The following is a 13132-nucleotide window of genomic DNA, read 5'->3' as shown; positions in this document are numbered from 1 at the left end:
AGACCGGAGCTTACAACAAATTCACGAGGAGGATGGTATGATTCGATTTTTTCGTCAGTTCATTTTCATGATGTTTGCAGTTGTTTTACGGTGGCCTATCTGGTTGTTGATCTGGTTGGTGGGCCGCAGCGGTCTGCTGAAGACATTGTTTTTAATCTATCCGACCGACAAAAGTGAATGTTTAGATTTCTGTCCTGATATTAAGATGTTACGAAATTTTCTCTCAGGACGACCAACGCCGGCCGGACTTATCATGAATGGGTGGCTTCCCATGGGAGTGTATCTTGTTATTCCGGATCAGGCCTTGGAGTTGATGCGTAAAAAAAACCGCTACATCGTAGAACGGATTATGCGTCGGATGCACTGGGTCCAGAAGCTTTCCGGGGCAAAAACCATAGGATTGGCCGGCCAGCTCGGACCTATATTTGAAAAAAGACACGGCATTCCCATGGTGCACCCCTTTTACAGCAGCATGAATGGCAACTTGTTCAGCATTAAGGCGGCAATGGATCACATCCTGTCTGCAGATAAGAAAAGACCATGGCAGGTATCCGTTGCAATAGTGGGGGGGGGCGAGCTTGGAGAGGAACTCCAGCACTATCTCAGTTGCGGAGGGTATCAGTTGACAATGGTTGATGTAAGGTATGCGAGAAACGGTGATGTCAAACTGAGTGATGAGCAGGCAGCAAACAGACAGCTCAGCGATGTGAATATTGTCATTAATCTTCTCCCGCGGGGTAAAGATTTCATGGAATGTCAGCTACATGAACGGATTCCTGGATCAGCGGTCATCATTGATTTTTCACGTCCACCCATTCGCCCGCAAGATATTCAACAAAAGGTGGTGATGGGTAACAGAGTGCAGTGTCAGGGCATTCGCTTTTTCATGAAGCTGCCGGGAGGGTGGAAAGGCTGCGAACTGCCGGCCTGTTCGATGCCTTCACTTGTTGCAGCCCTCAGTGGCGCGATAATAGCAAGTCGAAAACAGTTCTTGGAGGTTGCAGAAGAGCTGGTGTTTTGCACAGGTCTTGCTGATCAGAAAACGCAATTGCGTCGGCCATCAGGCAGTCGATGGCTCGGCTCTCTGGATGTGCGGAATACCACCATCCATAATGCACGGATTTCTTGTGATGTTCTGCCGCACCTTTGATCCTTTGCCGTGTGAACACCTGATAGGCTGGCATAGGTAGTCGTCCTTGAAAAAGCCTTTTTTCATATTGCCGGGACGATCGCTCCGGCACCCTTTTTTTGCCCATCGAAGCGGCACCAGAGGGCCAAAAGCAATCCGGTAAAAAGAAGAAACAACCTTTCCCTCAACTTCTTGAGGATCAGGCGGATATTGTGCCCTGCGCCGCAAAGCAGGGCATTGATGGTGTCACCCAACGTACCCAGCAGGTAATTGCGTCCAAGCTTGCCGTCCGTCTTCATGTGACCGATCACCGGCTCAACAGCGCTGCGCCTCTTCAGTTCTTTTTTCATTTGCGGCGTCATCCCCTGTCTGCGACCGGAGATCAAGACCTGCGGGTCTTTGAGGTTGTGACCACGGTAACCCCGGTCAACAAAGCTGCGCTCAACCAAACAACCCGTGATCCGCTGCACCTGCTCAATGGCCCTGCCCAGGGTGTGGCCATCATAGGGATTGCCAGGTTCAGCCAACATGCCCACCACGAAGTTGTCTCGATTGGCGGTGGCCACGCTCACCTTGACCCCGAACTCGTACTTCTTGTGTGCCTTGCCCTTGGCAATGCATTCGACTTCCGGTGCATGCAGGCTGTAGAGCTTGTTCTTGTCCTGTTTCTGCTGCGTCAACAACCGCCCCGCCAGCATAAGCTCCGGATGAAAAACAGGGCCAAGCGCCTGCTGCCCTTCGATCTTGCGCACAATGTCCCGATACACCCTGCCCAGATAGGTCTTCAGCCGTTTTACCTCCCGACGGGCTCTTCGGGTTTGGCGGGCGTGAAAATACCGGCCGGCCTTCAACAAGGCCTGACGTCCAAGACGGGAGTAACTCTGCCGAAGACGAATGCCCCAAACCGCAGCCAACTTGATCAGTCGTTCCCGACTGCGGTTGTACAATCGTGAATCGGTCGGAAACGCAATGGCCTTTTCCTGAACAGTCGTATCAACAATGACCCGCGCCAAACTCGTCGGTGCAACCGCTCCACTCGCCAAGCCCGCCTGCACAGTCAGCTTCAGGATCAATTCCGATCCCTGCTCACCTATCCTCTTCCGCCAGCGACTCAACGAAGACGGATCGATCGGTAACGCATGACAAAAGTACTCTTCCCCGCAGAAATATTGATGGTACGGGTTCTCCACCCACCGCCGTACTGTCTCTTCGTCCGACGTGTTGAACGCATGACTCAGGTAGGTCAGGCCTACGAGCAAACGAATCGGGAGCCCCGGCCGGCCTTCCTCAGAGTACAGCTTGCCAAACTCGCTTTCAAACACTCCCCAGTCAATCAGTCTGCTTAGCTGGTACAACTCATGACGATGGTTGAGAATACTCTCCCGACGGTTACGGAACATGTCCAACTGGGGGCTGGAAATCTGCTTCTTCGGCTGCATCGAAAATCACCAGAAATTGAAGGGGAAAAGTGCAATATCCTGCAATTTACAGTGCTATATTTTTCAATTTTTATCCATATATTCCAACTCGTTGAGAGTTTTTCATGGCCGACTAGGTAACTGATCAGTCTGCAAGCGGTTACCCTGTCAGCCGAAGGCAGAAGGCGCTGTTGCATCTTTTTCAAGAATCAGGAAGGATCAGTATACACCATCGATAAATATCTGTTGGTCGCTGCCGGTTTCGGCTGATTGGATTTCACCAATCAGGTAAGGCTGCTCACCATGGTCACGAAATTGGCGCTGTATGTTCTCAACATCACTGGCAGAAACGATAACCATCATACCGATGCCCATATTATAGGTCCGATACATCTCGCCAGGAGTTATGCCTCCCATTTCCTGCAGATACGTGAAGCAGGGGAGGATCGGCCAACTGCCCGCATTGATGCGGGCAGTACAGCCTTTCGGCAGGATACGGGGGATATTATCGATAAATCCGCCGCCGGTGATATGGATGACTCCTTTGACTGCAAAATGCTGCACAATACTCATCATGCTGTCAGCATATATTCTGGTCGGACGCAGGAGTTCTTCACCGACAGTGCAACCCAGGGGGGTGATATAATCGTCAACATTTTTACCAAGCTCTTCAAAGAAGACCTTGCGCACCAGTGAATAACCGTTGGAATGAAAACCGGAAGATGCCAGACCGATTATCTTGTCACCTGCACGGATGTTACTGCCGTCAATGATGGCGTCGGCGTCGCAAATACCGACCACAAAACCGGCCAGATCGTAATCTCCGGGTTGGTATAAGCCTGGCATTTCGGCTGTTTCGCCACCGATGAGCGAGCAGTTTGCCTGTTTACAGCCTGTGGCAATCCCGCGCACCACATCGGCAGCCACTTTGAGATCTAAGGCGTTACAGGCAAAGTAATCAAGAAAAAACAATGGCTTGGCACCGCTCACAACCACATCGTTAACGCACATGGCCACCAGATCAATGCCGATGGTATCGTGCTTGTTACAGAGCTTGGCCACTGCCAGTTTGGTGCCGACACCATCAGTTGAGGCAACGAGCACCGGATCTTTAAGTTTTTCATTGCTGAGGGAAAATAATCCGGAAAACCCGCCGATATGCGAAAGGACACCCGGGCCATGGGTTTCGGCAACAATGTTTTTGATCCTGGAGACAAAAAGATTGCCTTTGTCAATATCGACGCCGGCTTCGCTGTATTTTGAGGAAGATTGAGTCATGGATATCTGTGTCCGGTTTAAACGACCAGGTGGTGAGCAGGAGTGTCGATAAATAGTTCTTATCGTAAGGAGTCAACGTTTCATAAGAAGATGCACGGTACTTTTTCTCATCAGATCTTGTCAATACCTTTGTGGTTTCTTGCGCAGTTGATTGCTTTTTGGTAAAGCGACCAATATGAAACTTCTTGTCACCCTTATAGGGCTGGTCATGATTCTTGAAGGGTTGCCGTATGTGGCCGCACCTGAATCCATGCAACGCTGGCTTCGTCAGATTCTGGTCTTGTCGCCTCGCCAACTCCGCCGGCTTGGGGGAGTGGCCATGGCAGTCGGATTTCTGCTCTGCTACCTTGCGCAAAAGACCGGTCTGTTCAGCTGAGGCGTGGTTCAGAAAAACAGTCTCTTCAGCAAAATAACCTGACTGGTCGGTTGGGTGTTGTCGGGATGAACAGGTCTGCAATCATACGTACTGTGCAGGATATGTTATGAGATCATGGGTACTTGTTGTTATTGCTCTGGTCATCGGTTGGCTGTTTTATCAAACTGTCCAGCCACCGTTACTGGATCCGAAAGCAATGTCACGGCCGGTGGCGGCTCGTGGTGATCTGGCAGCGGACGAACAGAATACCATCGAGATTTTTCGAAATGCTGCTCCATCGGTTGTGTACATCACCAGTATCGCGCTGCGTCGAAATCTGTTTAATCTCAATGTGTATGAGATTCCTCAGGGAACAGGATCCGGTTTCATCTGGGACAACCAGGGGAGAATTGTCACTAACTTTCATGTAATTTCCGATGCTTCCCGGTTAGAGGTCACTTTGGCGGATCATACCACCTGGAAAGCGGTACTGGTTGGGGCAGCGCCGGATCGTGATTTGGCAGTGGTGCAGATAAGTGCTCCGGCGGCAAAACTGCAGCCTATCACAGTCGGAGACTCCACAGACCTGTTGGTTGGGCAGAAGGTGTTTGCTATTGGTAATCCTTTTGGATTGGATCAGACCTTGACCACTGGAGTTGTAAGTGCCCTCGGGCGGGAGATTACAGCGGTCACGGGGCGCACCATCCATGATGTTATTCAAACAGATGCGGCCATAAATCCAGGTAATTCCGGTGGTCCCCTTTTGGATAGCGCCGGTCGCCTGATCGGAGTGAATACTGCTATCTACAGTCCGTCCGGGGCCAGTTCCGGCATTGGATTTGCTGTGCCGGTTGGTGAGGTCAACAGAGTTGTGCCGCAGATCATCAGTCAGGGAAAGGTGATACGCCCCGGTCTGGGTATAACTCTGGCAAATCGGCGTCTGACAGAAGGTCTGGGCCTGGATGGGATCCTGATTCTGAAAGTGCAGCCCGGTTCATCCGCAGCCAAAGCAGGACTGCGCGGCACCACTCAAGTCCGGGATGGTCTGGTGCTTGGTGATATTATTCTGACCGTTAATGGCAAGAAGATTGCAGATTACAATGCATTTCGTGACGAGATCGAGAGGTACGAGGTCGGCCAGAGTGTGCTGTTGACGCTGCTGCGTGATGAGACAACGGTTGAGGTACACGTCACGTTGGAGGCAATGCAGTAGTGCTGAGCAGGCTTTCAGGTAAGGAGAGAGGAGTATTTCTTCTTGCCGTTACCGGTCATTTTGCCCAGCAGCCATCCTAGTAGAATAACTAAACTACCGGTAAAAAACCATTTGATCGACTGATTTTTGCGAAGCACGGTGACTTCAATTTCAGCTGCCGTCAGTTTGTTCCGTAACTCTTCGATCTCCTTCCGGGCCTCTCCCAGATGTGTCTGTGTGTAGAGCGTACTGTTGGGATCGGCAGCCAGGGCCTGATATTTATCAGCCAAGGTGCTGCGGTCCGTGGTACAGGAAGTCAACTCCTTGCGCAATCGATCGTTCTCATTCACAATATCGCGAAATCGTGCCTGCGGGTCAATGACTGAGCCGTCCGGTCCCACTCCGGGTTTGATGTTGACCACGGGAATCAACGGCGACGTCCCTAGAAATCGGCTTCGTACCCATCCTGTTCTCCCATCCTGTAGCCGAATGCGTGACCATTCTTTCCCACCCTGGAGCAGATCCACAGCCGTACCCATGGGAACGGTGGCAACGATTCTGGCATTGTCACCCTGATTCTTCCGCATGAATACTTCGAGGCTTGGCTTGATGTAGAGGATTTCAGCGTAGACCGGCGTGATTGTCTGGTGCACAAGCACAACAAAAAAGACGATCCATACTTTGGAGAAAATACATGGAAAACATTTCATACAGCTATCCCGAAAGGAAAAAGCAACCTGCTAGAGACGGATCATATAGGTAATGTCATGGAAAAAGTGGAGACAGTTGGTGAGTAATATCCGGGCACGGGGTTGTCGATATGTATTGAGAAGGCCTTGGTCGTTCGGAGTACAGTCAGTCGAGGGCACGCTAGCACAAAATGTCCGTGATTGCCAAGTATGGTTTATCGCTGCAATCATTTTTTTACGCTGCATTACACAGTATGCAACCTTTTCTTGCGAATCATTGCCAGCTCTCGCATGTTGCGGGCTTTGTCCGATTCATCAACGATCTCCCGGCCAATGATTTCCTCGAGAATATCCTCCATGCTCACAACTCCGGTTACACTGCCGTATTCGTCGACAACCACAAAAAGATGCTGGTGTCGTTCAAAGAATTCGACAAAAATGGCGTCAAGAGGTGCGGTTTCCGGCACAAAATGGACGGGGCGCATAATTTGAGACAGCTTGAGTGAATTTTGTCCAACTGCTGCTGCCATCAGTACATCCTGACTGAGAACAACGCCGACAACATTATCCGGCTCACCATCGTAAATCGGTACTCGACTGTGCATACGCCACTTTTCTTCCATGCGAGCCGCTTCTTTTATGGCGAGACTCTGTTCGACTGAAAAGGTGACGGTTCGCGGTGTCATGACCTGGCGGACAGTTTTTTTGCCCAATTGCAGCACATTGGCAATAACCGTTTCCTGATCCGCCTCTATTTCCCCGGATTTTCTGCTCATGCTGGCAATGGTTTTCAGCTCTTCTGCTGAAATATGATGGGCTCCCTGGCTGTTGGGTACCAGACGGGTCATCCATTGGGCCAGCCAGATCAGAGGAAGGAGTACAGTTATCGTGAGCCGTAGCGGCAGAACTATGTGAGGGCCCAGCTGTTTGGCAAAGTTGACCCCAATGGTTTTAGGGAGGATTTCTGTTAACAGCAGAATGGTGAGGGTGAATATCAACGAAAACCAGATCAGGCCGTTTGGACCAAACAGTGCGGCTGCAGAGGCACCGGCAACAGATGCACCAATGGTATGGGCGATGGTGTTCAGGGTGAGAATGGCGGTAATAGGTTGTTCAATGTGCTCCTTCAGATATTTAAGACCATTGGCACGACGGGGATGGGTTTCGATCATCATCTCGATCTGAGCCGGAGTCAGAGAAAGAAGAATTGCTTCAAAAAGGGAACAGGTTGCAGAGACCAGAAGCGCGGTCGTTACAGCTAAAATGAACACAAGCAGCACGGTTATCTCCGTTGAGAGCAGTGTTTTACAGAAGAGCCATCAAGCTGATGGTTTTGACGATTGAGGTTCAGTTAAGTTTAGTGTAAATACCGATAATAAACAGTTCTCAGTGCTTTTAAAGCAATATGGAGCTTTCTTTACGTCAAGGATATTATTTGTGCATACCCGTCAAATACCCATACAACTGTTCGATGCTCCGGTAGAGACCTTCTCCGGCGATTTACTCATTTATTTTGTTGAGGAAGATGCCCCCGTTACTACGGAATGCAATGAGGATCTCTGCAGATTTCTGTTACAGATTCGTGACCTCGGTGATTTCAAGGGGGCTAGGGAGGAGGTTTTTCTTATGTATCCCGGTCTGATCAGTGGCGGTGGAGAGGGGTTGTCTCATGCTAAACGCCTTTTATTCGTTGGACTCGGCAAGAAGAGTGAGGCCTCCAATACCCGTCGGGAACAGTTGCGGCTGTCGGCCGGTACAGCCGCCAAACAGGCAGGCGTACTGAAGGCGAAAGACGTGCTGGTGGTTTTACCAAAAGATTATCAGCTTGATACGTCTGATATCGCCGAATGTGTGAGCGAGGGACTGTTACTGGGAAGTTATAAGTTTGATGTGTATAAAAGCCCGAAAGAAGATGCTGCTGCTGTTATGAGGGTAGAGCAGTTTTTACTGGGTGCCGATCATTCGGAGTCCCGGGAGGCACACAGAGGGCTGGAACGAGGACGTATCCTTGCTGAGGCTGTCAATGCGGCTCGTGACATGGCCAATCAGCCCGGCAATGGCTGGACTCCATCTGATTTTGCCGATTACGCCCAAAAGCTGGCAGAAAAACTTCCGCTTCAGTGCGAGATTTTAGACAGCGTTGATTTAGAAGAATTGAAGATGGGCGGAATTTTAGGGGTCAACCAGGGGTCTGCCCTGCCTCCGTATCTGATTGTGTTGGAGTACCAGACCAGCAAAGCAGATCCAACCATCCTCCTGGTCGGTAAAGGCCTGACCTTTGATTCAGGCGGTATCTGCACCAAACCCTCCGCCGGCATGGAAGACATGAAATATGATATGTGCGGTGGAGCGGCAGTTCTTACCGCCATGCAGGCCATTGCCGAGATCGGTATTACCGGGGTCAATGTTGTTGGTTTGATTCCGGCAACGGAAAATCTGTCCGGTTCGGCCGCCCTTAAACCTGGTGATGTTATCCGTCATTATGGCGGGAAAACTTCGGAAATCATCAATACCGATGCTGAGGGAAGGTTGATCCTGGCCGATGCACTGGCGTACGGTATTGAGAGGTACAAGCCGCAGGCGGTGGTGGATCTGGCCACCCTAACCGGTGCTGTGGTTATTGGTCTTGGTCATCATTATACCGGTTTGCTGACAAACAACGATCAACTGGCTGCTCAACTGACAGAGGCCGGGGCTCGGGTCAACGAACCTCTCTGGCGGTTGCCGTTGGGACCGGAGTACCGAAAGCAGATCGATTCAAAGGTGGCGGATATTAAAAATGCCGGTAGTGATCGCAGTGCCGGCACCATCACTGCCGCTAGTTATTTACAGGAATTTGTTGGTGAAATCCCGTGGGCTCACCTTGACATTGCCGGTACGGCCTGGGATTTTACTGAAAAATCCTATGTCCCTAAAGGTCCGTCAGGGACGGGTGTCCGGACGCTGGTTGCCTGGCTGGAACTCCGGCAACCTCTGGAGTCTGCTGACAGCGGGCATTAAACCGTAATCCGGCACCCGCCTTTGTCCCATAACAGCTCAAGGAGAACGATATGCTCGTCAAGAGAAAAGGAATCACCGTCAGTCGCCAGATTATGGACGATCAGCGCCTGCATCCGGAGGCCACCGGTGAGTTGACCAGTCTGCTGAATGATCTGGTTGTGGCCGGTAAGATAATCAGTGCCGAGGTGAACATGGCCGGCCTGGCCGATATCCTCGGGCAGTCCGGGCGGACCAATATTCAGGGTGAGAACGTACAAAAACTCGATGTCTTTGCCAACCAGACCATCAAGCGGCGCATGGAGCAGTGCGGCCATGTCTGTGTCATGGCCTCAGAGGAAGAGGACGATATTATTCCTGTGCTTGACGGTTACGAGGGGAACTATACCATTGCCTTTGACCCTCTTGACGGATCGACCAATATCGACGTCAATGTGAGCATCGGCACTATTTTTTCCATTCATCGGCGCATCAGCCCTTCCGGCCAGGGCAACGCTCAAGATCTGCTTCAAAAGGGCACTCAACAGGTTGCCGCCGGATACATTATTTACGGCTCGTCAACAGTCATGGTGTACACCACCGGTTCCGGGGTGCATGGGTTTACTCTTGATCCAAGTGTCGGCGAATTCTTCCTCAGTCATCCTGATATCAAAATCCCGGAAACATCGCTTTATTACAGCGTGAATGAGGCCTATGCCGACCATTGGTTTGATAGCACCCGGAACTTCATCAATTACTTAAAAAGAGCCGATGGTGGCAATGGACCGTACAGCTTGCGCTATATCGGGTCACTGGTGGCTGATTTTCATCGGAACCTGATTAAGGGCGGCATCTTCCTTTATACCCGCGACAAGAAGAGCGGAGAAAAATCCGAAGGCAAGTTGCGGCTTCTCTATGAAGCAGCGCCTTTGGCCCTGATTGTCGAACAGGCGGGAGGGCGTGCTATTACCGATGATGGCCGTCGTATTCTGGACATTGAGCCGAAAAACCTCCATCAGCGAGTGCCGCTGATCATTGGCTCCAGGCGGGATGTTGATCTTGCTGAAAAATTTTTACGTGGTGAAATGTAATATTGAGCTCTACTGTTTATTCTTGTTTTCGTGCTTGACAAACAGAGCAGGAGACTCTTAGTATGTGAGCAAATTAATCATGCAACGAATTATGACTTGTACACTAGCACATCTTCTTCTTAGCCGACTACACGGATCAACCGTGGCAGAGGAGAAAGGTGTGTTCTGACAAGCTCACGACATTCGCCCCTTATAAGCCACGGTTTTCGAACCGTGGCTTTTTTTTTTGCCTGATGATGGAGGAAAGAGATGAATCAGGAAAAATTGCGTAAGTATCGACCGTACCCACAGGTACCATTGCAGGACCGCAGATGGCCCGATCAGATGATCACACGTGCCCCGATCTGGTGCAGTGTGGATTTGCGTGATGGGAACCAGGCACTCATTCAGCCGATGAATGTAGAGGAGAAACTGGAGATGTTTCAGTTACTTGTACAGATCGGCTTCAAAGAGATCGAGGTCGGTTTTCCCTCTGCCTCACAGATTGAATACGATTTCCTCCGTTTGTTAATCGAAGGCAACCATATTCCGACAGGGGTTGTCCCGCAGGTGTTGACCCAGGCCCGTGAACATCTGATCAAGAGATCGTTCGCTTCGATCCAGGGAGCTCGTGAAGCTATCATGCATCTGTACAATTCCACATCAATCCTGCAACGGGATGTGGTGTTTAAAAAAGATAAGAAGGAGATCATAGAACTTGGAGTCACCGGAGCAAAGCTCATTCGGGAACAGGCAGAACGAGCAGAGACCATCATCCGTTACGAGTATTCACCTGAGAGTTTTACCGGCACGGAGTTGGATTTTTCCCTGGAGATCTGTGAGGCTGTCATGGACGTCTGGGAACCGTCTCCTGAAAAACCGATGATAATCAATCTGCCGGCCACGGTTGAGATGTCAACTCCGAATATCTATGCAGATCAGATTGAATGGTTTTGTCGGCACGTGAAAAATCGTGACTGCGTCCTGATCAGTGTGCATGCCCATAATGATCGGGGCGAGGCTGTGGCTGCCACTGAACTGGCGCTGATGGCCGGTGCTGATCGGGTTGAGGGGACCCTGTTTGGTAACGGTGAGCGGACCGGTAATGTCGATATTGTTACACTGGCCCTCAACATGTTCAGCCAGGGTGTTGATCCGGAACTGGATTTTTCCCGGATTAACAAGGTGATCAATGTCTATGAACGGTGTACTAAAATGAAGGTTCATCCCCGCCATCCGTATGCCGGGGAGTTGGTCTATACTGCTTTTTCCGGGTCGCATCAGGATGCGATCAACAAGGGGATGACCGCTTTGGAACTGACGCAAAGCGGGCTTTGGGAAGTGCCCTATCTGCCGATCGATCCACAGGATGTCGGCCGGACCTACGAGTCAATCATCCGGATCAACAGTCAGTCCGGTAAGGGCGGGATAGCCTACATTATGGAGCATGAGTTCGGGTTTAAGTTACCCAATGACATGCGGCCGGGCTTTGGCAGGGTGATACAGGAGGTGTCCGATGCCTGCAGTGATGAGCTGTCACCGGAGATGATCTTCCAGACCTTTGAAAAGGAGTACCTGTTCAACGTTAACGGGTATGCCCTGAAATCCTTTAACGTGATAAAACGTCATTTTGATCGTGATGAGGAACAGTCCATAGCCGAAATTGAGGCCGTGGTGGTGACCAAAGGAGGGGAACAGAGCATCCGGGCCAGTGGCAATGGTCCTTTGGATGCCTTTTGCACCGCCTTGCGCGATGGGCTTGGTTTGCGTTTTGTGCTCCACTCGTACCATGAACATGCCCTTACCCGGGGAAGTTCTGCCAAGGCTGTGAGTTATATTGAAATTCTCGACCAGGATAATGAAGGCTGGTGGGGTGCGGGTGTGGATACGGATATTATCGTTGCCTCCATTAAATCTCTGCTCAGTGCCTTGAACCGTTCAGCGGCAAAAGCAAAGGGACAGCATTGACGGTGACGGAAAGCGCTGTCTTTGAATGGGAGACTCTGGTCATCGGTACTTCGCTGTTGTCTGGAACAGAAGAGGTTCACAGAGTCATCCCTCCCTATCAGTGTATGGATGGAGCCGGCAAGGCTGTTGGCGAATCCTTTGATGATCCTGACGCGGTACCATCTGTCCTGGCTGCGAAAATACAGTGATTTCAAGAGAATGGCTGGTATGCACGGCGATTGCAGACCTCCCGCTCTTCCGGCACCGAACCGGCTCTGTCTTTTTGATGGAGCCGGTGTCGGGGGACAGGGCTAACGGTAAAAAGGGGTGTTCAGAAAAATCCCGATGATAAGGATTTTTGATAAAAACGTGCTGTTTTTATCGGTCTGATCTTGAGCGATCGGGTTTTGTTTGAGGTATCACCAAAAATTTTATTTCCGTCATAGCCGCATCCCAGACTCTGCACAGCATATCCACTGCCATCGTCTGGTGGATGAAGGTCCGGAAAAAAGAACTCACTTCCCGGTGCGGCTGTACAGGTTGACCTGGTTTTATTCACGATACTCCATCCTGATCCGTACAGACCGTCTTGCCTTTGGGAAAACCATTCTGTTTTCTGAAATTAACATCAAATTCTGTCAACGCTTTGTACAGAGCGGCTGGACAATGTTGTCTCACCATGATCCTGTTGATGGGAACAGCTCGGGGCAAAGGAGGCTGCATGGTTCGTGCGGCTGGTTGTGCCATGTCCCTGTGGATAGGTCATATCTGCCCGGGCAACAAGGGAATGTGCAGGGATATTGACTGTTTACCTCGACACCTCAGGCATGCTGTCTGAAGCAACCCGCTGTGTACGGTTATGAAAAGAGCTTGACGATGACACTGTTTGTACACTATCAAGAAACAGTTGAGGAAATTATCGAATAACGTCCTGATCTTGCTAGAAAATGGGAGCTTTACTTTTATCGGCTGGTTTGCCAGAGATACTCTGGAAGGTAGAGCATCACCTTTGTTTCAATGAAACAACCGGATCGCTTCAAAAGGGCAAGCATCACTGCAATACAGCAGTTGGTGCTGT

General features: G+C 50.6%; 11 protein-coding genes. 7 read left to right on the top strand and 4 right to left on the bottom strand.

The genetic code is table 11. The features are described 5' to 3' along the window. The first annotated feature begins 37 nt into the window (after positions 1 to 37). Positions 38 to 1150: a hypothetical protein gene (locus tag HP555_RS12605; RefSeq protein WP_199262932.1), complete on the top strand. Its 1113-nt coding sequence runs from the start codon at positions 38 to 40 to the stop codon at positions 1148 to 1150. A 62-nt stretch (positions 1151 to 1212) separates the two neighbouring features. Here the strand turns inward: HP555_RS12605 and HP555_RS12600 are convergent, their stop codons facing one another. Both HP555_RS12600 and purM read right to left on the bottom strand, forming a co-directional pair. After that, complete coding sequence (locus HP555_RS12600) at positions 1213 to 2568, bottom strand: IS5 family transposase (RefSeq protein ID WP_199262931.1); 1356 nt, start codon at positions 2566 to 2568, stop codon at positions 1213 to 1215. Positions 2569 to 2766: 198 nt separating this feature from the next. Next, positions 2767 to 3825: a phosphoribosylformylglycinamidine cyclo-ligase gene (purM, locus tag HP555_RS12595; protein ID WP_199262930.1), complete on the bottom strand. Its 1059-nt coding sequence runs from the start codon at positions 3823 to 3825 to the stop codon at positions 2767 to 2769. A gap of 175 nt (positions 3826 to 4000) precedes the next feature. Here purM and HP555_RS12590 point away from each other — a divergent pair, with 175 nt between their 5' ends. Both HP555_RS12590 and HP555_RS12585 read left to right on the top strand, forming a co-directional pair. Continuing rightward, positions 4001 to 4201 carry a DUF2065 domain-containing protein gene (locus tag HP555_RS12590; RefSeq protein WP_199262929.1) on the top strand — a complete coding sequence of 67 codons (201 nt, stop codon included), beginning with the start codon at positions 4001 to 4003 and terminating at the stop codon, positions 4199 to 4201. Positions 4202 to 4307: 106 nt separating this feature from the next. Continuing rightward, on the top strand, positions 4308 to 5393 hold the full coding sequence (locus tag HP555_RS12585) for a S1C family serine protease (RefSeq protein ID WP_199262928.1): 1086 nt from the start codon (positions 4308 to 4310) through the stop codon (positions 5391 to 5393). A 14-nt stretch (positions 5394 to 5407) separates the two neighbouring features. Here HP555_RS12585 and HP555_RS12580 read toward each other — a convergent pair whose 3' ends face one another. After that, on the bottom strand, positions 5408 to 6082 hold the full coding sequence (locus HP555_RS12580; protein WP_199262927.1) for an SH3 domain-containing protein: 675 nt from the start codon (positions 6080 to 6082) through the stop codon (positions 5408 to 5410). 224 nt (positions 6083 to 6306) lie between these two features. Beyond that, positions 6307 to 7341: a CNNM domain-containing protein gene (locus HP555_RS12575; protein ID WP_199262926.1), complete on the bottom strand. Its 1035-nt coding sequence runs from the start codon at positions 7339 to 7341 to the stop codon at positions 6307 to 6309. A gap of 157 nt (positions 7342 to 7498) precedes the next feature. On the opposite strand from HP555_RS12575, the gene HP555_RS12570 reads away from it, so the two are divergent. The 4 genes from HP555_RS12570 (at position 7499) to HP555_RS12555 (ending at position 12263) form a co-directional block, all read left to right on the top strand. Further along, positions 7499 to 9061 (top strand): leucyl aminopeptidase, encoded by a 1563-nt coding sequence (locus HP555_RS12570; RefSeq protein WP_199262925.1) that lies wholly within the window; start codon positions 7499 to 7501, stop codon positions 9059 to 9061. Positions 9062 to 9111: 50 nt separating this feature from the next. Next, positions 9112 to 10128 carry a class 1 fructose-bisphosphatase gene (gene fbp, locus HP555_RS12565; RefSeq protein ID WP_199262924.1) on the top strand — a complete coding sequence of 339 codons (1017 nt, stop codon included), beginning with the start codon at positions 9112 to 9114 and terminating at the stop codon, positions 10126 to 10128. Positions 10129 to 10377: 249 nt separating this feature from the next. Beyond that, complete coding sequence (gene leuA / locus HP555_RS12560) at positions 10378 to 12075, top strand: 2-isopropylmalate synthase (RefSeq protein ID WP_199262923.1); 1698 nt, start codon at positions 10378 to 10380, stop codon at positions 12073 to 12075. 2 nt (positions 12076 to 12077) lie between these two features. Beyond that, positions 12078 to 12263 (top strand): hypothetical protein, encoded by a 186-nt coding sequence (locus tag HP555_RS12555; protein ID WP_199262922.1) that lies wholly within the window; start codon positions 12078 to 12080, stop codon positions 12261 to 12263. The last annotated feature ends 869 nt before the right edge of the window (positions 12264 to 13132 follow it).

Origin of the sequence: Desulfobulbus oligotrophicus, assembly GCF_016446285.1 — a bacterium.
Lineage (GTDB): Bacteria > Desulfobacterota > Desulfobulbia > Desulfobulbales > Desulfobulbaceae > Desulfobulbus > Desulfobulbus oligotrophicus.
Note: the sequence above shows the minus strand (reverse complement) of the source record. Positions and strands in the feature narration are given on the sequence as shown.

Excerpts from the sequence above, each read along its gene's own strand:
- leuA (WP_199262923.1), top strand. The coding sequence starts at position 10,378 with ATGAATCAGGAAAAATTGCGTAAGTATCGACCGTACCCACAGGTACCA.
- HP555_RS12580 (WP_199262927.1), bottom strand. The coding sequence starts at position 6,082 with ATGAAATGTTTTCCATGTATTTTCTCCAAAGTATGGATCGTCTTTTTT.
- HP555_RS12605 (WP_199262932.1), top strand. The coding sequence starts at position 38 with ATGATTCGATTTTTTCGTCAGTTCATTTTCATGATGTTTGCAGTTGTT.
- purM (WP_199262930.1), bottom strand. The coding sequence starts at position 3,825 with ATGACTCAATCTTCCTCAAAATACAGCGAAGCCGGCGTCGATATTGAC.
- HP555_RS12585 (WP_199262928.1), top strand. The coding sequence starts at position 4,308 with ATGAGATCATGGGTACTTGTTGTTATTGCTCTGGTCATCGGTTGGCTG.
- HP555_RS12600 (WP_199262931.1), bottom strand. The coding sequence starts at position 2,568 with ATGCAGCCGAAGAAGCAGATTTCCAGCCCCCAGTTGGACATGTTCCGT.
- HP555_RS12590 (WP_199262929.1), top strand. The coding sequence starts at position 4,001 with ATGAAACTTCTTGTCACCCTTATAGGGCTGGTCATGATTCTTGAAGGG.
- fbp (WP_199262924.1), top strand. The coding sequence starts at position 9,112 with ATGCTCGTCAAGAGAAAAGGAATCACCGTCAGTCGCCAGATTATGGAC.